Here is an 18746-nt window from a genome sequence, read left to right on the forward strand (position 1 = left end):
GACTTCCCGCATGGAGATCACCACATTCGTGAAGACGCTGGAACGGGACGGGGAGCTGCTCGCCGAGCTGGCGGAACAGGCCGGTACGGACGCCCGTGTGCCCACCTGTCCGGGGTGGCACGTCACCGATCTGCTGCGGCACACCGGCTCGGTGCACCGCTGGGCGGCCGGGTACGTCGAGGAGGGACTGCTGGAGCGGGTGCCGTTCCCGGACGCCCCGGAGCTGGCGGGCGCGGAGCTGCTCGCCTGGTTCCGCGAAGGGCACGCGGCCCTGGTCCGCGCCCTGGGCGAGGCCCCGGACGATCTGCAGTGCTGGACCTTCCTGCCGACCGCCCCGCCGTCGCCGCTGGCGTTCTGGGCGCGGCGCCAGGCCCATGAGACGGCCGTGCACCGGATGGACGCCGAGGCGGCGCTCGGCGTCGCGTTCTCGCCGGTGGCGGCCGAGTTCGCGGAGGACGGGGTGGACGAGCTGCTGACCGGCTTCCACGCGCGGCCGCGCAGCCGGGTGCGGACCCCGGAGCCCCGGGTGCTGCGGGTCAGGGCCGCGGACACGGGCGCGATGTGGACCGTACACCTGTCGTCGGAGCCGGCGCGGACCGTGCTGGGTGCCACGGACGACCCGGTCGACTGCGAGGTGATCGGGGAGGCGGCCTGGCTGTACGCGGCACTGTGGAACCGGCTGCCGCTGGCGGGTCCGGGGGTGACCGGGGACCTGGCGCTGGCCCGGCTGTGGACCGAGACCGCCGGGATCTGACGAGGGCGGCGGCGGGCGCGAGGGGGCAGGCGGTAAGGTCGGCTGCCTCAATCGATCATGGGGGTCAGTCGATGTTCATATCCTCAGCGCGGTCCGCCGCGGTGCTCGCCGTCGCCCTGGCGGCGTTCACCGTCTCCTGCAGCGCGGAGCCTGCGACTCCGCCCGCCGACGCGGCCGCCGCGGCGCCCTCCGCGTCCGCGTCCCAGGCGGCCCCGAGCTCGGCGGCCTCGACCCCGGCGGCCGGCAGCTCGGCGGCCTCGTCGTCTTCCACCGCCCTCCCGGCCGAGAAGGTGCGGGACGCGTTCGCCGGTCTCCAGGCGACGCTGAACGATTCGTGCACCCCGGGCAACTGCGCGTACTTCCTCGGCCGGGTCCACGACGAACTCCACCGCATGGACCGCGCGATGAAGGCCGACCCGAAGGGGCCCGGCCACTTCCCCGAGCCGATCGACCTGATCGCGAAGCTCGACAAGGAACTCGGCGGGGACCGCTCGTTCGATAACCTGAAGAAGCACCAGACGTCCCTCATCGCCACCCGGGACAAGATCAACACCTGGATGCAGGGCCACCCGGACGACTACCGTTGATCCGGCGGCGCGCGGCCGCCGACCTCGACGCCTGCGTCGGCCTCCTCCGCGCGGTCCACGACCGCGACGGCTATCCGGTGGACTGGCCGGGGCGTCCCGCCGAGTGGCTGACGCCGCCCTCCCCGGTGGCGGCCTGGGTGGCGGAGGCGGACGGGCGGGTCGCCGGTCACGTCGGCCTGGCGCGCAGCGGTGCGGGGGACCTCGCACCGGCCCTGTGGAGCGGCCGTACGGGTGTGCCCGTCGAACGGGCCGCCGTGGTCGGCCGCCTGTTCGTCTCACCCGCCGCGCGCGGCCTCGGGCTCGGCGCGCTGCTGGTGGCGCGGGCCGTACGGGAGGCGCGGGAGCGTGGTCTGCATCCGGTCCTCGACGTCCTCGCCCACGACACCGCCGCGGTCGCGCTGTACGAACGCCTGGGCTGGAGCCTGCTGGACACCGTCGATCAGCGGTGGAGCGCGTCGCGGACCGTGACCGTGCACTGCTTCGCCGCACCGGCCTGAAACGCGGAACCTCAGCCGAGGCCGGCGGCGTAGGCGGTCTGGGCGCCGTACTTCCATGCCGGGCCCGTGTTCCAGGGATTGGGCATGGCCGCGCTGGTCGCGTACGCGTAGCCCGCGCCGCGGTCGAAGGCCGTGCGCAGGGTCGTGCGCATCGCCCCGGCGTCCGGGACGTCGTGGACCAGGTGCCAGAACGCCGTGCCGCTCGGGTCGAGTTCGGTGCCGGCGCGGTAGCCGGTGAGCGGGTCGAAGACGTTGCCGCCGAGCCAGCCGCCGCCGGTGTACGCGGCGTACGTGTCCTCGTACGTGACGAAGACGTCCGCGGTCCGGCGGCCGGGCTCCAGGTAGCAGTCGGCTATGGCCGTGCCCGGGTTGTTGACGACGAGCGGGGACGCGGCCGTGTCGACGGCGCGCATGGTGTCCTCCACGTGGCGGCGGAGCTCCGCGTAGTGGTCGCGGGTCGTGTCGCCGGGGCCGCAGTCGCGGCTGACGACGTCGAAGAAGACGCCGTCGACGTGGAGGCGGCCGTCGGGGGTCTTGAGGTAGTTGTCGACGGAGGCCTTGACGGCGGCGGCGGCGCGGTTGCCGTGGTCGGTGTGGACGTAGCCGAGGACCTTGGTCCTCTCGCCGGTGGCGGTGGTGCCGCGGCGCAGGGCGTCGGCGCGGGCCCGCCAGGGGCCGTCGAACGGGGAGTCGCCGTTGCCGGGGTTGAGGACCACCACGGAGGCGGCCGGGCCGGTGGCGGTGAGGTCGGTCAGCATCTCGTCGTTCGCCCAGACGTACGCGGGGACGCCGATGTCCAGGCCCCGCACGCCGGGCATCCGGGGCGCGGGCGGTGCGGGGGTCGCGGTGGGGGCCGGGTCCGGTGGGAGCGCGGCCGCCGACCGCCCGGGGGGCGCCGGTTCGGCGGTGTGCGCCGGCGCCGTGACCGCGGGCGCCGGCGCGGCCAGTAAGACGGTCACCAGGACGGCGTACAGGGCCTTCACGGCGCGGGGCATGACTGTTCCTCCGGCGGCGGCAGGGGGTTCGACCCGAGGAACACTAGACGGGCGGGCCTTGGTTCAAGGCTGAACCGCCCGCATTCGTACGAGGAACAGACAAGCGACCTGTCGCCTCATCACGTGAATCCCCGTCAGGATCGTCGTCAGGGCCCCCGTCAGGGCCCCGGCGGCGTTCCGTGGAGGACCGCGGTCATACGGCGGGCAGTCCGACCCCGTGGGCCAGCTGGCCGGCGGCGTGCGCGAAGAAGGCGGCCCGGTCCTCGACCACCCTGTTGAACTGGCCGAACAGCTCGAAGGAGATGAGGCCGACCAGCTGCGCCCAGGCGGCGACGAGCGCGGCCGTGACCTCCGGGGGCAGCCCTTCGGCGAAGTCGGCGGTCATCCGGAGGGCCTCGGGGCGCAGGGCGTCCGGCAGCGGCGGCAGTGCGAGGCCGCGGCCCGCGTAGGCGGCGCGGACGATGGCGATGAGGGTGTTCCCCACGCGGGAGGCGGGGCCGACCGTGTCGAGGGGGGCGCTGTAGCCGGGAACCGGGGAACCGTAGATGAGGGCGTACTCGTGCGGGTGCTCCAGCGCCCAGGCTCGGACGGCCTCGCAGACCGCGATCCACCGGGCCCGGGGCGGGTGCCCGGCGGCGAGGGCGCGGGCGTCCGCCTCTTCGGCCGCCGCGCCGACGCTGTCGTACGCGTCGACGATGAGCGCGGTGAGCAGCTCGTCGCGGCTGGGGAAGTAGCGGTAGAGGGCGGAGGAGACCATGCCCAGTTCGCGGGCGACGGCGCGCAGGGAGAGTTTGGCGGCGCCCTCGGCCGCGAGTCTGCGGCGCGCCTCGTCCTTGATGGCGGCGGTGACCTCGATGCGGGCCCGCTCCCTGGCCCCTCGCACGGTGTTCATGCGTGTCAGTGTGCCATGCACGTGGAGCACTGCCCAAGAATCGGATCCCCGCACTATTCAGAGAGCACTGCTCTTGTTTTGGTGCGCCGATCCGTGCACACTGTTCTCAAGCGAGAGCAGTGCTCTCCCAACGAGGAAATCGGTCCTGGAGGTCACCATGAACGCGTCGCCCGAGCCGTACTACGTCAAGGCCAGCCCGTTCGGCGTCCGCTTCAACGCGTTCTTCGGCAAGCTCGCCCGGCTCGGCATCAGCCTGGCCGGCACCGCCGAGCTGTCGGTCCGCGGCCGCAAGTCCGGCCAGCTGCAGCGGATCCCGGTCAACCCGCACACGTACGAGGGCACGCAGTACCTGGTCTCGGCCCGCGGCCACTCCCAGTGGGTCCGCAACATGCGGGAGGCGGGCGGCGGCGAGCTGCGCGTGGGGCGCAAGGTGCGGACCTTCACCGCCACCGAGATCACCGACCCGGCCCAGCAGGCCGCCGTCCTGCGCACCTACCTGGAGAAGTGGGGCTGGGAGGTCAACCGCTTCTTCCAGGGGGTCACCGCGAAGTCCTCCGACGCGGAGCTCCAGGTGGCCGCCGGCGACCACCCGGTCTTCCGGATCACGGTGTCGAACTGACCGGCCGCCTCCGGCGCGGGCGCGGACCCGCGCAGCGGCGAGGGCCCGGCCGGTCAGCCGCGCCGGGAGCCGCGGACGCGGGGGTGGCCACGGCCGCGGACGCGGGCGGGCGGCAGTCGGGCCGTCCGTTCCCCCAGGTGGTGCCGCCGCAACCGGAGCGGCAGCTCCCGATGGGGCGCGAACGACCACAGGCCGCCATCCGCCTCGTTGCCGCGCGGGCAGGAACGCGGCAGCTCCGCACAGCGCCGGTCCACCGTCCGGTGGAGCCGCGCGACGTGCGCAAGCGCGACGACACCCTGCCGTCGCACCTCCGGGTGCGCCGACGCCGGCGCCCTGGCGGCCACGGGCAATACCGCGGCCGGGCCGGGGTGGTCGAGCGCCGGAGCGATCACCGCCACCCCGACGTAACTCTCGCCGCGCGCGAAGGCCGCGACCACCTGTTCCGGCCGGTCCACCTCGTTCAGGTTCGAGCCGCCCCGCCGGTCCAGGCCGCCGTCCCCGCCTGTGCCCTCACCCCCGCCCTCACCCCCGCGCGCGACGTCGACGCCTACGCCGGCTCCTGCCCGCCACCACCGGCGCCGCTACCGCCAGCGCCACCGCTACCGGCGCCGCGGGCCGCCTGCCGGGCGTCCAGCGCGTGCAGCGCCCTGCGCGCCAGCGGGTACGTACGCACCATGTCGGCCAGGGTCGTCGAGCCCCGCGTGATGCGGGCGAAGGCCCGCCACGCCGGGCGGAACCCGGTGACCGCCGCGTGCATCAGCCCCGGCCGGGCCTCGAAGACGGACAGCATCCGCCTGCCGACGCCCATCTCCACGCCCAGCCCCGCCTTCACGGCGAAGGCGTAGTTGAGCGCCTGGCGGCGCGCGTCCACCGCGTCCTGCGCCTCGGAGATCTTCACCGCCCACTCCCCCGCCAGCCGCCCCGAGCGCAGTGCGAAGGAGATGCCCTCCCGGGTCCACGGCTCCAGCAGTCCGGCGGCGTCGCCCGCCACCAGCACCCGCCCGCGCGACAGCGGCGAATCGGGCTTGCGGCAGCGGGTCAGGTGCCCGGAGGAGACCGCCGGTTCGAAGCCGGCGAGTCCGAGCCGGGCGATGAAGTCGTCGAGGTACCGCTTGGTCGCGGCGCCCTCGCCCTTGGCCGAGATGACCCCGACGGTGAGGGTGTCGCCCTTGGGGAAGACCCAGCCGTAACTTCCGGGCAGCGGACCCCAGTCGAGCAGCACCCGCCCCTTCCAGTCCTCGGCGACCGTGGCCGGTACGGGGATCTCCGCCTCCAGCCCGAGGTCCACCTGCTCCATCTCGACCCCGACGTGCGCGCCGATCCGGCTCGCGCTGCCGTCCGCCCCGACCACCGCGCGGGCCAGGACGGTCTCCCCGTCGGCGAGCACCACGGCGACGGTCCGCCGGTCCGGCACGGCCGCCCCGTGCTGCTCGACGCGGCTCACGGCCGTGCCCGTACGGACGGTCGCGCCGGCCTTCTCGGCCACGGCGACCAGCCCGGCGTCGAACTCGGGCCGGTTGATGAGCCCGAACAGCATCTGCTTCGAGCGCCGCGTCCGGGTCAGCTTCCCGTCCAGCGAGAAGGTGACCGCGTGGATGCGGTCCTTGAGGGGCAGCACGAAGCCCGGGGGCAGGGCGTCGCGCGAGGGGCCGATGATGCCACCGCCGCAGGTCTTGTACCGGGGCAGTTCGGCCTTCTCCAGCAGCAGGACGCGCCGGCCCGCCGTCGCCGCCGCGTACGCCGCGGAGGCCCCGGCCGGTCCGGCCCCGACCACGACCACGTCCCAGACTTCACCCACTTCGCCGATCCCCCCGGCCACCTCGTCGTCCGCCCCCTGCGCGTCGTGTCCTGCGCTTGCGTCGCGTACGTCGTCGTCGCTGCTCACGATGTGCTGCTGCTCCTGATCACCCGGTTTGCTCCGATGCCGGGGAAATCCTACGGCGCGACGCCGCCTCGCCCCGCTGTGCGAGGATCGGACTGTCTTTCGCCGTACCCGGCATACGCACACCCCGCGGATGCGGGTGGCGTACTACAGAGCACAACGTCGCACCCAAAAGGAGCGTGCCCATGTCCCAGAATCCGATCGCCGAGACCATCGCCTCGCTGATGCCCCGCGCCAAGCAGGAGCTGACCGAGCTGGTGGCCTTCCAGTCGGTGGCGGACTGGGCACAGTTCCCCCAGAGCGAGAGCCGGGCCGCGGCGGACTGGGTGGCCGACGCGCTGCGCGTCGAGGGCTTCCAGGACGTGGCGCTGCTCGACACCCCCGACGGCACCCAGTCGGTGTACGGCTTCCTGCCCGGCCCCGAGGGCGCGCCGACCGTACTGCTCTACGCGCACTACGACGTGCAGCCGCCGCTGGACGACGCGGCCTGGATCTCCCCCGCGTTCGAGCTGACCGAGCGCGACGGCCGCTGGTACGGGCGCGGCTCCGCCGACTGCAAGGGCGGGTTCATCATGCACCTGCTGGCGCTGCGCGCCCTGAAGGCCAATGGCGGCGTGCCGGTGAGCGTGAAGGTGATCGTCGAGGGCTCGGAGGAGCAGGGCACCGGCGGTCTCCAGCAGTACGCCGAGGCGCACCCGGAGCTGCTGACCGCCGACACCATCGTCATCGGCGACGCGGGCAACTTCCGCCTCGGGCTGCCGACGGTGACGGCCACCCTGCGCGGCATGTGCCTGCTCAAGGTGAAGATCGACACGCTGGGCGGCAACCTGCACTCCGGCATGTTCGGCGGGGTCGCCCCCGACGCGCTGGCCGCGCTCATCCGGGTACTGGACTCGCTGCGGGCGGCGGACGGTTCGACGACCGTGGACGGCCTGGCCTCGGACGCGGTGTGGGAGGGCCTGCAGTACCCGGAGGCGGACTTCCGCGCCGACGCGCGGGTGCTGGACGGGGTCGAGCTGATCGGCGAGGGCACGATCGCGGACCGGCTGTGGGCCCGGCCGGCCGTGACGGTCCTCGGCATCGACTGCCCGCCGGTGGTCGGCGCGACGCCGTCGGTGCACGCGAGCGCCGGCGCGCTGATCAGCCTGCGGGTGCCGCCGGGCGTGAACACCACCGAGGCCGTCAAGCTGCTGGAGGCGCACATGGTGGCGCACACCCCGTGGAAGGCGCGTCTGGAGCTGGAGATCGTGGGCCAGGGCCAGCCGTTCCAGGCGGACACGAGCAGCCCGGCGTACGCGTCGATGGCGGCGGCGCTGCAGGAGGCGTACCCGGGCGAGGAGATGCAGGTCGCTGGCATGGGCGGCTCGATCCCGCTGTGCAACACGCTGACGGAGCTGTACCCCGACGCGGAGATGCTGCTGATCGGTCTGAGCGAGCCGGAGGCGCAGATCCACGCGGTCAACGAGAGCGTGTCGCCGCAGGAACTGGAGCGCCTGTCGGTGGCGGAGGCCCTCTTCCTCGTCAACTACGCGGAGTCCAAGCGCGGCTGATCCGCCGCGGGTCCCGCAGTACGCCCAGGGCGCAGTACGCCCAGGGCGCAGTACGCCCTGGGCGTACTGCGCTCCCGGCGAACTCGTGTGCCCGGGGCGAGGACGTGTTCGTACGTTCGTGGCATGGATCTTGTCGAAGTACTTCCGAACCGGCTCCACATGCTCCGCTTCCCCATCGGCCAGGCGTATCTCTGGCAGGACGGCGAGGCGCTCACCCTGATCGACGCGGGTCACGCCGGGTCCGCCGCCGCGATCGAGGGGGCGGTACGGTCCCTCGGGCTGCTCCCCGAGCGGCTGGAGCGGATCGTGCTGACCCACTGCCACCGCGACCACGTCGGCGCGGCCGGTGAGCTCGCCGCCCGCTGGGGCGCGCGGGTGCTGGCGCACCGGCTGGACGCGCCCGTGATCCGGGGCGAGTCGCCCGTGCCCGAACCGGTGCTGCTGGACTGGGAGCTCCCGCTGTACGCGCACGGCCTGACCGTCCCCGAGGCCCCGCCCACGCCGGTCGACCAGGAGCTGGAGGACGGCGATGCGCTGGGCTTCGGGGACGGGGCGTACGCGGTCCACGCGCCGGGCCACACGGACGGCAGCATCGGCGTCCATCTGCCGCGCCACGGCGTGCTGTTCACGGGGGACTGCGTCGCCGCCGTCGGCCCGCTGATGCTGGGCGTCTTCAACGTGGACCGGGCCCGGGCCGTCGCATCGTTCCGGCGGCTGGCCGCGCTCGCCCCTTCGACGGCCTGCTTCGGGCACGGGGATCCCCTGACGGAGGACACCGCGGCGGCCCTCGCCCGGGCCGCCGCGGCTTCTTGAGGGGCCGGTCAGCCCACCGGGACACCCGCCTCCAGGTACAGGGGGCGGCCCCGCTCCCGGGCACGCAGGGCCCAGCGCAGGCGCTCGTAGCGGTGCTCCGGGAGCAGGCCCGCGGCCTCGGCCTCCGTGACGAAGCGCCAGGCCCTCAGCTCCGGGCCGGGCAGCCGGAGCCGGGCCGCCGCCCCGTCCGCGAGGCGGCCGCCGTCGAAGAGCAGGCGCAGGCCCCCGTAGCCGGGCGGCTTCGGGGGCTCCCAGTCGACGACGAGCAGCCCGGGCGCCCGGTCCAGGAGGAGGCCCAGTTCCTCGGCGACTTCCCGTACGCCGGCGCACGCGGGTGCCTCGCCGGCTTCGACGACGCCGCCCGGGAACTCCCAGCCCGCCTTGTACGTCGGATCCACCAGCAGCACCCGGTCCTGCTCGTCGAAGAGCAGCACCCCGGATGCCACCGTCTCCCGCGTGGGCTCGGGGGTCTGCACGATGTCGCAGACCTGGGCCTGCTCGGTGCGCACCGCTTCGGCGATCCGCTCCGCGGTCTCCCGCACGCTCAGGGCGCCGTTGTCGATGACGTGCGCGTCCGCGGTGAGCCAGCCGAGCGCCTGTTGATAGGCCGGGATGTGGTCGTACGCCCACTGTCGGACGTGGAGGTCCACCTCCGCCGCCGGGCCCGGCTCCTCCCGGGTCGCGATCCGCCGGCGAAGGATCGTTTCCGCAGGGGCCAGCAGCACATGGCGCACCGGAATCCGCCGAGCCGCCAGACCGCCGAAGATCTCGTCCCGGTATTCCTGCCTGAGGAGCGTCATCGGCACGACGAGCACTCCGCCCACCTCGCTGAGCATCGCCGCCGCCGTGTCCACCACCAGGCGCCGCCAGCTCGGCAGGTCCTGGTAGTCGGAAACCTCCGCCAAACGCTTGCGCGGCAACAGGACGCGCAGCGCGTCACCGATGAACTCCGGGTCGAACAGGGTGCTGTCCGGCAGGATTCCGGTCAGTTCTCGGGCCGTGCTGGTCTTCCCGGCGCTGAATGTGCCGTTGATCCAGACAATCACGTCTACCCCTCTCCCCATGGCTCGTCCGGAGCCCCCAGTGGCTTGCCCGCCTCACCCTGCCACGGAAACCTCAGTCTCGGCCGAGTGCTTATCCTCAAGGTCACAGCCCCTGTCCGATACCTCCGGAGGTTTCGCCGCCGTGCCTCACAGCCGCCGCCCGTCCGACCCCCGTTACGGAAACCGGCCGACCATGAAGGACGTGGCGGCCCGGGCGGGCGTCGGCCTGAAAACGGTGTCGCGGGTGGTCAACGGGGAGGCCGGAGTCACCCCCGACACCGAGCAGCGGGTCCAGGAGGCCATCGACGCCCTCGGTTTCCGCCGCAACGACAGCGCCCGTGTCCTGCGCAAGGGCCGAACCGCCACCGTGGGACTGGTCCTTGAGGACCTGGCCGATCCCTTCTACGGGCCGCTGAACCGGGCGGTGGAGGAGGTGGCCCGCGCGCACGGGGCGCTGCTCATCAACGGCTCCAGCGCCGAGGACCCGGACCGGGAGCGGGAGTTGGCGCTCGCCCTGTGCGCGCGCCGGGTCGACGGGCTGATCGTGATCCCGGCCGGCGACGACCACCGCTACCTGGAGCCGGAGATGCGGGCGGGTGTGGCCACCGTGTTCGTGGACCGCCCGGCCGGCCGCATCGACGCGGACGTGGTGCTGTCGGACAGCTTCGGCGGCGCCCTGGAAGGGGTGGCCCACCTGATCGCGCACGGCCATCGCCGGATCGGTTTCATCGGCGACCATCCGCGCATCCACACGGCGGCGGAGCGGCTGCGCGGCTACCGTGCGGCGATGGCGGACGCGGGCCTGCCGGTGGCCGAATCCTGGGTCTCCCTCGGCTCCACGGCGCCCGAGCGGGTCTCCGCGGCGGCCCGGGCGATGCTCGTGGGCCCGGAGGCGGTGTCGGCCGTCTTCGCCGGCAACAACCGGGTGACGGTCACGGTGGTACGGGTCCTCGCCGACCGGGAGCGCCCGGTGGCCCTGGTCGGCTTCGACGACTTCGAGCTGGCCGACCTGCTCCGGCCCGGCGTCACGGTGGTCGCCCAGGACCCGGCGATGCTGGGCCGGGTGGCCACGGACCGCCTCTTCCAGCGCCTCGCGGGAACCGACCTCCCCCCGACCCGCATCGAACTCCCGACCCGCCTCATCCCCCGCGGCTCGGGCGAACTCCCGCCGGCCGGCTGACGGTGCGCGCGGCGCGCTCGGGGAGCGGCATCCAGCTGTCGCCCGCCACCCGGAGCGAGGCCTTCAACGGCAAGGGCCGGTCCGGATCCTGTACGCCTACGACGAGTACGGCCAGGAGATCGCGGTGCCGCCGCCGCACAGCACCCCGGAACTGGTCCCGTGGCGCCGACGGTGGGGGTCCTGCGCCGTTGGATCGTCGGACGGGCGTGTACTGCCGCGAAGGCCCGGCCGGAAGCGGTTCCGGCCGGGCCTCGCGCAGGTCGGGCGACCGGCTCAGGCGGTCGCCGTCAGCGTCGCCGAACGGCGCGGGATCGCGAAGGCGTCGAGCTCCGCACGGGTCAGGCCGGTCAGGGCGGTGACCTCCTCGGCGCCGACCGCGCCGCAGTCGAGGCCGCGGACCAGGTAGCCGGCCAGCGCCTTCGCGGTGGCGGGCTCGTCCATCACGTCGCCCTCGATCTTGGCGACGTACGCCTTCAGGCGCGCGGCGGCCGCGTCGAGGCCCTCGCGGTAGAAGGTGAAGACGGCCGCGTAGCGGGTCGGCAGGTGCGCCGGGTGCATGTCCCAGCCCTGGTAGTAGGCGCGGGCGAGGGCGCGGCGGGTCAGGCCGTAGTGGAGCTTCCAGGCCTCGTGGACGTGCTCGGTGGTGCCGATCGGCAGCACGTTCGTGGAGCCGTCGGATACGCGTACCCCGGTGCCGGCGGCCGCGACCTGCATGATCGCCTTCGCGTGGTCGGCGGCCGGGTGGTCGCTCGACTGGTACGCGGCGGAGACGCCGACGCAGGCGCTGTAGTCGAAGGTGCCGTAGTGCAGGCCGGTGGCGCGGCCCTTGGCGGCCTCGATCATCCGGGCCACGGTGGCGGTGCCGTCGGAGGCCAGGATGGACTGGCTGGTCTCGATCTGGATCTCGAAGCCGATCCGGCCCGGGCGCAGGCCGCGGGCCGTCTCGAAGGCCTCCAGCAGCTTGACGAAGGCACTGACCTGCTCGGCGTACGTGACCTTGGGGAGGGTCAGGACGAGGCCCTCGGGGAGTCCGCCGTTCGCCAGCAGGCCGGAGAGGAAGATGTCGGTGGTGCGGATGCCGCGGTCGCGGACGTTGGACTCCATGCACTTCATGCGGATGCCCATGTACGGGGCGTTCGTGCCGTTGGAGAACGCCTCCGAGACGAGGCGGGCGGCGCGGGCCGCGGCCTGGTCCTCCTCCTCGTCGGAGCGGACGCCGAAGCCGTCCTCGAAGTCGACGCGGAGGTCCTCGACGGGCTCGCTCAGCAGCTTGGCGCGGACGCGGTCGTAGACCGGGACGGCCAGCTCGTCGGAGATGCCGAGCACCTTGGCGAAGGTGGCGGCGTCCGGGGCGTGCTCGTCGAGGGCGGCGAGGGCCTGGTCGCCCCAGGAGCGGATGGTGTCGGCGGCGAAGACGTCACCGGGGACGTAGACCGTGTGGATGGGCTGGCGGGTGCCGGGGTCGCCCGGGTAGTGGCGCGCGAGTTCCGCGTCCACCGGCGCGAGGGAGGCGCTGATGCCCTCGCTGACCGCGCCTGCGAGGCTCGTCGCCACCTTCTCCTGCTGACCCATCGTGCACTCTCCTCTTTTCCGCTTCACGGAAGCTTAGATCCGCATAGCAGAATTTAGTCACGGGGGTTCCGCTCCGTCAATGGTCCCTCTCCCGTCCTGGACAAACGACTCGGGGCCGTGCGGTGACAATCACCACACGGCCCCGGAGACCACTTACGCGCAGGTCAGCCCTTGCGCGCCTTGATCTCCTCGGTCAGCTGCGGGACGACCGTGAAGAGGTCGCCGACCACGCCGTAGTCGACCAGGTCGAAGATCGGGGCCTCGGCGTCCTTGTTGATGGCCACGATGGTCTTCGAGGTCTGCATGCCGGCCCGGTGCTGGATCGCGCCCGAGATGCCGGAGGCGATGTACAGCTGCGGGGAGACCGACTTGCCGGTCTGGCCGACCTGGTTGGAGTGCGGGTACCAGCCGGCGTCGACGGCGGCGCGCGAGGCGCCGACGGCCGCACCGAGGGAGTCCGCGAGCTCCTCGATGATGTGGAAGTTCTCGGCGCCGTTGACGCCGCGGCCGCCGGAGACCACGATCGCGGCCTCGGTCAGCTCGGGGCGGCCGGTCGACTCGCGCGGGGTGCGGCCGGTGACCTTGGTGCCGGTGGCCAGGGCGCCGAAGGTGACGGCGAGCGCCTCGACGGTGCCGGCGGCCGGGGCGGCCTCGACCGGGGCCGAGTTCGGCTTCACGGTGATGACCGGGGTGCCCTTGGAGACACGGGACTTGGTGGTGAACGACGCGGCGAAGGCGGACTGCGTCGCGACCGGGCCCTCGTCACCCGCCTCCAGGTCGACGGCGTCGGTGATGATGCCGGAGCCGATGCGGACCGCCAGGCGTGCGGCGATCTCCTTGCCCTCGGCGGAGGACGGGACGAGCACGGCGGCCGGGGAGACGGCCTCGTACGCGGCCTGGAGCGCGTCCACCTTCGGTACGACGAGGTACTCGGTGAACTCGGGGGCGTCGGCGGTGAGGACCTTGACGGCACCGTGCTCGGCGAGCACGGCGGCGGTGGCCTCGGCACCGGCGCCCAGGGCGACGGCGACGGGCTCGCCGAGGCGGCGGGCCAGCGTCAGCAGCTCGAGGGTGGGCTTGCGGACGGCGCCGTCCACGTGGTCGACGTAGACGAGAACTTCAGCCATGGGACTGCTCTCCTGCTATTGCGAAGTGTCTGGGGGCTAAGAGGGATGACCGAAGTTCTTAGATGAACTTCTGGCCGGCCAGGAACTCGGCCAGCTGCTTGCCGCCCTCGCCCTCGTCCTTGACGATCGTGCCGGCGGTGCGGGCCGGACGCTGGGCCGCGGAGTCGACCTTGGTCCAGGAGCCTTCCAGACCGACCTCGTCGGCCTCGATCTCCAGCTCCTCCAGGTCCCAGGACTCCACCGGCTTCTTCTTGGCGGCCATGATGCCCTTGAAGGACGGGTAGCGGGCCTCGCCCGACTGGTCCGTCACCGAGACGAGCGCGGGGAGGGAGGCCTCCAGCTGCTCGCTCGCGGTGTCGCCGTCGCGGCGGCCGGTCACGGTGCCGTCCTCGACCTTGACCTCGGAGAGCAGGGTGACCTGCGGGACGCCCAGGCGCTCGGCCAGGATCGCCGGGAGCACGCCCATGGTGCCGTCGGTGGACGCCATGCCCGTGATGACCAGGTCGTAGCCGGCCTTCTCGATGGCCTTGGCGAGCACCAGCGAGGTGCCCATGACGTCCGTGCCGTGCAGGTCGTCGTCCTCGACGTGGATGGCCTTGTCGGCGCCCATCGACAGCGCCTTGCGCAGCGCGTCCTTGGCGTCCTCGGGGCCCACCGTCAGGACGGTGATCTCCGCGTCGTCCGCCTCTTCGGCGATCTGCAGCGCCTGCTCGACGGCGTACTCGTCGAGCTCCGACAGCAGGCCGTCGACGTCGTCACGGTTGACGGTCAAGTCCTCGGTGAACTGCCGGTCGCCGGTGGCGTCGGGCACGTACTTCACACAGACAACGATCCTCAGGCTCACGCCGGCTCTCCTACCGCATCGTCTTTTCTGGTACCGCCTTGTGCAGGCAGCATAGGCGCCTTGTCGGGCGGATCCCGGTCGGGGCGGCCCGCGCTCCGAAGGGAATGTTACTCGTCAGTACACCGTGGGTGCCACGAACTCGCAAGGCCGGTGAACTGTGATCTGTCCAACGCCGCCCGAACCCGCCCCAGCAGGGACGATTCAGTCGCGCAGCGCGTTGAAGCGACCCTGGTGGTACAGCAGGGGACGCCCCTCCCCGGCCGGATCCCCCGCGACCGCCTCCGCGATGATCACACGATGCTCGCCGGCGGGCACACGGGCCACCACCCTGCACACCAGCCACGCCAGCACGCCGTCCAGCACGGGAACCCCGTGGGGCCCCGCGCTCCAGTCGGTGCCCGGGCCGAAGCGGTCGGCTCCGCTCCGAGCGAAGAGGCCGGCCAGCTCCCGCTGGTGCTCGCCGAGTATGTGGACGCCGAGGTGATCACTGTCGCGCACCGCGGGCCAGCTGGAGGACCCGGTGCCGATGGTGAAGGAGAGCAGCGGGGGCTCCGCGGACACGGAGTTGAGCGAGGTGGCGGTGAAACCCGCCGGCCGCCCGCCGGTCTCGGCGGTGATCACGGCGACTCCGGCGGCGTGCTGCCGGAACACGGAGCGCAGGAGGTCGGGCGAGCCGGGGAGCCCGGCGTGGAATCGGGGGGACGGAGCCGTCGGGGCCGCAGGAGCGGTCATCGGGGTACTTCCTTCTGCCGCGGAGCACGCGGGCGCTGTCGGGGATCGGGGACCGGGGACGTTCAGCGATCCCAACAGCGCGCGCTCGCGTGGCGGACGAGGTCCACATGGACCCGTCCGTAGAGCAGGAGTTCATACGGCATGCGGCCAGCCTGGCGATCCCGCGTGTACACAGTCAAGCGGGATCCGGCAGATGTCAGGCGCGTCACGCTGCGTGCGGGCGCCCGCGACGGCGCGTGTACCGGCGCGGACACCGGTACTCGCACCCGCGCCCGCACCTGTGCGCCTTTCATACGGCGGCCCCCAGGGCGGCGATCACATCCGCCTTGCGCGGCATGCCGGCCGCCCGCCGGACGATCCGGCCCGCCCCGTCCAGGACGAGCACGGTCGGGGTCTTCTCGATCCCCAGGGCGCGGACCAGTTCGAGCCGGTCCTCGGCGTCGATCTCGATGTGCGCGACGCCCTCGACCATCGCCGCGACCTCGGCGAGGATCCGCCGGGTGGCCCGGCAGGGCTGGCAGAAGGCGCTGGAGAACTGCACCGGGCTGGCCCGCTCCCCCGGCTCCGCGCCCAGTTCCGCCGCGCCCAGCCGGCCCGCCGCCTCTCGCTGCCCGCGCACCCGCGCTCCCGTCCTCGCTCTGCCGTCGCCTTCGTGTACGTACATCATCGCCGTACGCTCGTACGGCGAACGAAGCGCCCGCCGGACCTGCGTGATTCCCGGCGTGACGAGAATCTCTCCGGGCACGGGCGTCTGGGCTGGCCAGCAGCGCGCGCATGGGGCACGATCCCCAATGGCGCGTACCTACGCTGCCGTAACTTCCGGCCGGGAGCACCTCCCCAGGCAGAAAGCGGGGTCTCCGCACCATGGCTGAGTTCGTCTACCCCCCGGTGATCGGCGCCGCGCACACGCTCTTCCGTGCGCTGGACATCCGTATCGACATGAAGGGCACCGAGAACATCCCGCGCAAGGGCGGGGCGGTCCTGGTGTCGAACCACATCGGCTACCTCGACTTCATCTTCGCCGGCCTGACCGCGAGGCCGCAGAAGCGCCTGGTGCGCTTCATGGCGAAGGAGTCGGTGTTCCGGCACAAGGTGTCCGGCCCGCTGATGCGCGCGATGAAGCACATCCCGGTGGACCGCTCGCAGGGTGAGTCGGCGTACCAGCACGCGCTCGACTCGCTGCGCGCCGGCGAGATCATCGGTGTGTTCCCGGAAGCGACGATCTCCCAGTCCTTCACCCTCAAGAGCTTCAAGTCGGGTGCGGCGCGCATGGCGCAGGAGGCCGGTGTCCCGCTGATCCCGGTGGCGCTGTGGGGCACCCAGCGGCTGTGGACCAAGGGCCGCCCGAAGAACCTGAAGCGCAGCCACATCCCGGTGACGATGCGGGTCGGCGAGCCGCTCGAGGCGCCGACGGACCAGTACGCCGGTGCCATCACCCGGCGGCTGCGCGAGCGGGTGCAGGAACTGCTGGACGCGGCGCAGCGCGCCTACCCGGACAAGCCCAAGGGCACCGAGGACTCCTGGTGGCTGCCGGCCCACCTGGGCGGGACCGCCCCGACGCCGGCCCAGGTGAAGGAAGCGGGCTGACCCGCCCGCGTCGGTCGTGACCGGGGCCGTGCGGCCGCGCCCTCCGGGGCGGCGCCGCACGGCCTCGCGGGTCCGGCTCAGTTGGGGTTGTCGGCGTGGGTCAGGGTCTCCCACGCCTCGAAGTGGTTCTCGGTGCCCGCCGGGCGCCGCCCCTCGGTGAGCCTGCGGGTGTTCTCCATGCTCACGCCGAGCCGGGTGTGCAGGGCGTTGTAGCCGACCTCGGTCGCCGGGCCGATGCCCTTGGCCAGGCTGCCGCCGCACAGCCAGGACGGCACCGCCGCGCCGAGTTCGTATGTCGCGTGGAAGCCGAGCGCGTGCCGGAACCGGTCCTTGAACTGCGGGTACAGGTCGCGCCCCTGGATCCGCGAGGTCTCGGCGACGTGCATGGCCGCCGCGATCCCCATGCCGGTGTGGCCGAAGTCCCGGCAGGTCTCCTGGGCGAGGCCGTCCACGAAGGTGCTCTGGCCGTGCCAGTACTGCACCAGCTCGCTCCTGGTGTCGATGGTGGAGCGCGGCGGGTAGACGGGCTGCGCCCCGTCGGACGCGAGGTAGAAGTAGGCGGGGACGCGGCCGAGGTAGATCCCCATCGCCTTGTCGTAGCTCGCGCGGTCGTCGAGGTGGACGGCTATGCCGACGGCGGCGTCCATCATGATCAGTTCCCAGTTGCCGTTGGTGTTCGGCCTTCCGTTGATCACCTCGGGCAGGTAGACCTCGCGCAGCATGGTCGCGAAGCGGCCCTGGTTCGCCCAGCCGCCGGTGTACGTGTGCTTGACGATCTCGGCGGCGCGCGGCCAGGTCGAGCCCGCCCAGCCGCTCTGCAGGGGCGCGTTGCTGTTGGTGTGGTCCTTGATCGTCGCGGACCAGGCGTCCATCAGCTCGATCGACTTCTTCGCGTACCTGCCGTCCCTGGTGATGTACCAGGCGAGCGCCTGCGTGTAGGCGGCGATGGCGTCCTCGCGCTCGTCGGAGCACCCGATGTTCGGGTTCGAGTACGAGCCGCACTCGACGACGGCGCGCGGCTTGGGCGTGCGGGACAGCGAGCCGTACCTGCTCGCGAGCATGGAGTCGAACGCCGACTTCCACGGCTGCTGGCCCGCCTGCACCTTCGCCCGTACGAAGTCCAGTTGGGCGCGGCTGTTGAGGACTCCGGGGTGGGCGAACTGCGCGGGAGCGGCGGGCGCGGCGGCGGGCGCGGCGGGCGCCGCGAGGGTGGGGACGGGGACCACGGCCGCCGCCAGGCCGAGGGCCAGGGCGGTGAGCGCGGCGGGTAATCCGAAACGCATGGGGGGCCTTCCGGTGGGAGGGGTTCCGGCGCACCCGAAGGTACTCATGCCCATGCCAAGCTGACAACGATGTCCGACAAGAAACTTTCCTATTGACCGTCACGTCGGCCTTCGCCTCGGCCTTCGCCTCGGCCTTCGCCTCAGCCTTCGCCTCAGCCTTCGTCTCGGCCTTCGCCCCCTTGGCCTTCGCGCTTGCGGCGGCGGTGGGCGGCGACGCGGGCCCGGCCGGCGCACGTGGTGGAGCAGTACCGGCGGGCGCTGCCCGGCCCGGTGGCGAGGAAGAACCGTCCGCAGCCCGCGGCGGCGCACGCGCCCCAGGCGATCCGCCCGTACTCGGTGAGGAGTTGGGCGAGCGCGAGGGCGCCGGAGGCGAGGAACCAGTCGCTCCAGCCCGCCTCCTCCCCCCGGTCCACGTGCAGGTGCCAGGGGTGGCCGTCGTGCCGGGTCAGCCGGGGCCGGGTGGCGCACTCCGCCAGCAGGGCGTTGAGGTCGTCGGCGGCGCGGTCCTCGTCCCGCTCGCCGAGCACCCCCGCCATCCGCCGGGCGGCGGCGCGCAGTTCGGCGGCGCCCGCCTCGGAGAACGCCTGCCCGGTGAGGTCCGCCGGGCGCTCGCCGTGCGCGGCGAGCAGCTCCGCGAGGGCGGCGCGCGGCAGTTCGGGGTCCGCCCGGACCGCCTCGGCGAGGTCGATCAGCCGACGGGCCGCCGAAAAGCCCTCTCGGATGTCCGCCATGCCCGGATCCTTTCCCCATACACCCTCATGACGTAACGTCTTGTCCGCCTATCACGTT

20 protein-coding genes are annotated in these 18746 nt (G+C 73.0%); 8 read left to right on the top strand and 12 right to left on the bottom strand.

Going from position 1 to position 18746, the window contains the following annotated elements:
• Positions 1–10 precede the first annotated feature (10 nt).
• From ACGFYQ_RS21090 to ACGFYQ_RS21100, 3 genes are all read left to right on the top strand, one after another.
• Positions 11–754, top strand: a complete 744-nt coding sequence (locus ACGFYQ_RS21090; RefSeq protein WP_393746031.1) for a maleylpyruvate isomerase family mycothiol-dependent enzyme — start codon at positions 11–13, stop codon at positions 752–754.
• A gap of 71 nt (positions 755–825) precedes the next feature.
• Complete coding sequence (locus ACGFYQ_RS21095; protein ID WP_393746033.1) at positions 826–1341, top strand: hypothetical protein; 516 nt, start codon at positions 826–828, stop codon at positions 1339–1341.
• A complete protein-coding gene (locus tag ACGFYQ_RS21100; RefSeq protein ID WP_393746533.1) occupies positions 1341–1838 on the top strand; it encodes a GNAT family N-acetyltransferase in 498 nt (165 codons plus the stop codon). Before ACGFYQ_RS21095 ends, ACGFYQ_RS21100 begins: the two co-directional genes overlap by 1 nt.
• Before the next feature lie 11 nt (positions 1839–1849).
• Here ACGFYQ_RS21100 and ACGFYQ_RS21105 read toward each other — a convergent pair whose 3' ends face one another.
• The gene (locus ACGFYQ_RS21105; RefSeq protein ID WP_393746035.1) at positions 1850–2833 is read right to left on the bottom strand and encodes a spherulation-specific family 4 protein; all 984 of its coding nucleotides are present in this window, start codon (positions 2831–2833) and stop codon (positions 1850–1852) included.
• A gap of 193 nt (positions 2834–3026) precedes the next feature.
• Positions 3027–3725, bottom strand: coding sequence for a TetR/AcrR family transcriptional regulator (locus tag ACGFYQ_RS21110; RefSeq protein WP_393746037.1), 699 nt, complete (start codon positions 3723–3725; stop codon positions 3027–3029).
• A 157-nt stretch (positions 3726–3882) separates the two neighbouring features.
• On the opposite strand from ACGFYQ_RS21110, the gene ACGFYQ_RS21115 reads away from it, so the two are divergent.
• A complete protein-coding gene (locus ACGFYQ_RS21115) occupies positions 3883–4344 on the top strand; it encodes a nitroreductase/quinone reductase family protein (RefSeq protein ID WP_393746039.1) in 462 nt (153 codons plus the stop codon).
• 53 nt (positions 4345–4397) lie between these two features.
• Here the strand turns inward: ACGFYQ_RS21115 and ACGFYQ_RS21120 are convergent, their stop codons facing one another.
• A complete protein-coding gene (locus ACGFYQ_RS21120; protein WP_393746041.1) occupies positions 4398–4799 on the bottom strand; it encodes a hypothetical protein in 402 nt (133 codons plus the stop codon).
• A 92-nt stretch (positions 4800–4891) separates the two neighbouring features.
• Positions 4892–6229, bottom strand: a complete 1338-nt coding sequence (locus tag ACGFYQ_RS21125; protein WP_393746043.1) for a geranylgeranyl reductase family protein — start codon at positions 6227–6229, stop codon at positions 4892–4894.
• Between the two features lie 182 nt (positions 6230–6411).
• On the opposite strand from ACGFYQ_RS21125, the gene ACGFYQ_RS21130 reads away from it, so the two are divergent.
• Positions 6412–7776 (top strand): dipeptidase, encoded by a 1365-nt coding sequence (locus tag ACGFYQ_RS21130; protein ID WP_393746045.1) that lies wholly within the window; start codon positions 6412–6414, stop codon positions 7774–7776.
• A 123-nt stretch (positions 7777–7899) separates the two neighbouring features.
• The gene (locus ACGFYQ_RS21135; protein WP_393746047.1) at positions 7900–8589 is read left to right on the top strand and encodes an MBL fold metallo-hydrolase; all 690 of its coding nucleotides are present in this window, start codon (positions 7900–7902) and stop codon (positions 8587–8589) included.
• Positions 8590–8597: 8 nt separating this feature from the next.
• On the opposite strand, the gene ACGFYQ_RS21140 is transcribed toward ACGFYQ_RS21135, so the two are convergent.
• Positions 8598–9635, bottom strand: a complete 1038-nt coding sequence (locus tag ACGFYQ_RS21140) for an NUDIX domain-containing protein (RefSeq protein ID WP_393746049.1) — start codon at positions 9633–9635, stop codon at positions 8598–8600.
• A gap of 190 nt (positions 9636–9825) precedes the next feature.
• On the opposite strand from ACGFYQ_RS21140, the gene ACGFYQ_RS21145 reads away from it, so the two are divergent.
• A complete protein-coding gene (locus tag ACGFYQ_RS21145; RefSeq protein WP_393746051.1) occupies positions 9826–10812 on the top strand; it encodes a LacI family DNA-binding transcriptional regulator in 987 nt (328 codons plus the stop codon).
• Positions 10813–11085: 273 nt separating this feature from the next.
• On the opposite strand, the gene ACGFYQ_RS21150 is transcribed toward ACGFYQ_RS21145, so the two are convergent.
• From ACGFYQ_RS21150 to ACGFYQ_RS21170, 5 genes are all read right to left on the bottom strand, one after another.
• Positions 11086–12384 carry a DUF6986 family protein gene (locus ACGFYQ_RS21150; protein WP_393746053.1) on the bottom strand — a complete coding sequence of 433 codons (1299 nt, stop codon included), beginning with the start codon at positions 12382–12384 and terminating at the stop codon, positions 11086–11088.
• 164 nt (positions 12385–12548) lie between these two features.
• Complete coding sequence (locus ACGFYQ_RS21155; protein WP_393746055.1) at positions 12549–13511, bottom strand: electron transfer flavoprotein subunit alpha/FixB family protein; 963 nt, start codon at positions 13509–13511, stop codon at positions 12549–12551.
• 58 nt (positions 13512–13569) lie between these two features.
• On the bottom strand, positions 13570–14355 hold the full coding sequence (locus tag ACGFYQ_RS21160) for an electron transfer flavoprotein subunit beta/FixA family protein (RefSeq protein WP_393746057.1): 786 nt from the start codon (positions 14353–14355) through the stop codon (positions 13570–13572).
• Between the two features lie 201 nt (positions 14356–14556).
• Entirely contained in the window at positions 14557–15087 is a 531-nt protein-coding gene (locus ACGFYQ_RS21165; RefSeq protein ID WP_393746059.1) for a flavin reductase family protein, read from the bottom strand.
• 289 nt (positions 15088–15376) lie between these two features.
• The gene (locus tag ACGFYQ_RS21170; protein WP_393746535.1) at positions 15377–15751 is read right to left on the bottom strand and encodes a thioredoxin family protein; all 375 of its coding nucleotides are present in this window, start codon (positions 15749–15751) and stop codon (positions 15377–15379) included.
• Positions 15752–15951: 200 nt separating this feature from the next.
• Between ACGFYQ_RS21170 and ACGFYQ_RS21175 the strand changes: the two genes are divergently transcribed.
• Positions 15952–16674 (top strand): lysophospholipid acyltransferase family protein, encoded by a 723-nt coding sequence (locus ACGFYQ_RS21175; RefSeq protein WP_393746061.1) that lies wholly within the window; start codon positions 15952–15954, stop codon positions 16672–16674.
• Positions 16675–16751: 77 nt separating this feature from the next.
• Here ACGFYQ_RS21175 and ACGFYQ_RS21180 read toward each other — a convergent pair whose 3' ends face one another.
• Both ACGFYQ_RS21180 and ACGFYQ_RS21185 read right to left on the bottom strand, forming a co-directional pair.
• The gene (locus tag ACGFYQ_RS21180; RefSeq protein WP_393746063.1) at positions 16752–17957 is read right to left on the bottom strand and encodes an alginate lyase family protein; all 1206 of its coding nucleotides are present in this window, start codon (positions 17955–17957) and stop codon (positions 16752–16754) included.
• A gap of 152 nt (positions 17958–18109) precedes the next feature.
• Complete coding sequence (locus ACGFYQ_RS21185) at positions 18110–18688, bottom strand: CGNR zinc finger domain-containing protein (protein WP_393746065.1); 579 nt, start codon at positions 18686–18688, stop codon at positions 18110–18112.
• Between the last annotated feature and the right edge of the window lie 58 nt (positions 18689–18746).

The organism is Streptomyces sp. NPDC048258 (assembly GCF_043201995.1).
In the GTDB taxonomy this organism is placed as follows: domain Bacteria; phylum Actinomycetota; class Actinomycetes; order Streptomycetales; family Streptomycetaceae; genus Streptomyces.

Coding starts and splice junctions, on each gene's coding strand:
- ACGFYQ_RS21135 (WP_393746047.1), top strand. CDS start 7,900: ATGGATCTTGTCGAAGTACTTCCGAACCGGCTCCACATGCTCCGCTTC.
- ACGFYQ_RS21115 (WP_393746039.1), top strand. CDS start 3,883: ATGAACGCGTCGCCCGAGCCGTACTACGTCAAGGCCAGCCCGTTCGGC.
- ACGFYQ_RS21185 (WP_393746065.1), bottom strand. CDS start 18,688: ATGGCGGACATCCGAGAGGGCTTTTCGGCGGCCCGTCGGCTGATCGAC.
- ACGFYQ_RS21175 (WP_393746061.1), top strand. CDS start 15,952: ATGGCTGAGTTCGTCTACCCCCCGGTGATCGGCGCCGCGCACACGCTC.
- ACGFYQ_RS21130 (WP_393746045.1), top strand. CDS start 6,412: ATGTCCCAGAATCCGATCGCCGAGACCATCGCCTCGCTGATGCCCCGC.
- ACGFYQ_RS21180 (WP_393746063.1), bottom strand. CDS start 17,957: ATGCGTTTCGGATTACCCGCCGCGCTCACCGCCCTGGCCCTCGGCCTG.
- ACGFYQ_RS21145 (WP_393746051.1), top strand. CDS start 9,826: ATGAAGGACGTGGCGGCCCGGGCGGGCGTCGGCCTGAAAACGGTGTCG.
- ACGFYQ_RS21095 (WP_393746033.1), top strand. CDS start 826: ATGTTCATATCCTCAGCGCGGTCCGCCGCGGTGCTCGCCGTCGCCCTG.
- ACGFYQ_RS21170 (WP_393746535.1), bottom strand. CDS start 15,751: ATGTACGTACACGAAGGCGACGGCAGAGCGAGGACGGGAGCGCGGGTG.
- ACGFYQ_RS21110 (WP_393746037.1), bottom strand. CDS start 3,725: ATGAACACCGTGCGAGGGGCCAGGGAGCGGGCCCGCATCGAGGTCACC.
- ACGFYQ_RS21105 (WP_393746035.1), bottom strand. CDS start 2,833: ATGCCCCGCGCCGTGAAGGCCCTGTACGCCGTCCTGGTGACCGTCTTA.
- ACGFYQ_RS21155 (WP_393746055.1), bottom strand. CDS start 13,511: ATGGCTGAAGTTCTCGTCTACGTCGACCACGTGGACGGCGCCGTCCGC.
- ACGFYQ_RS21150 (WP_393746053.1), bottom strand. CDS start 12,384: ATGGGTCAGCAGGAGAAGGTGGCGACGAGCCTCGCAGGCGCGGTCAGC.
- ACGFYQ_RS21165 (WP_393746059.1), bottom strand. CDS start 15,087: ATGACCGCTCCTGCGGCCCCGACGGCTCCGTCCCCCCGATTCCACGCC.
- ACGFYQ_RS21090 (WP_393746031.1), top strand. CDS start 11: ATGGAGATCACCACATTCGTGAAGACGCTGGAACGGGACGGGGAGCTG.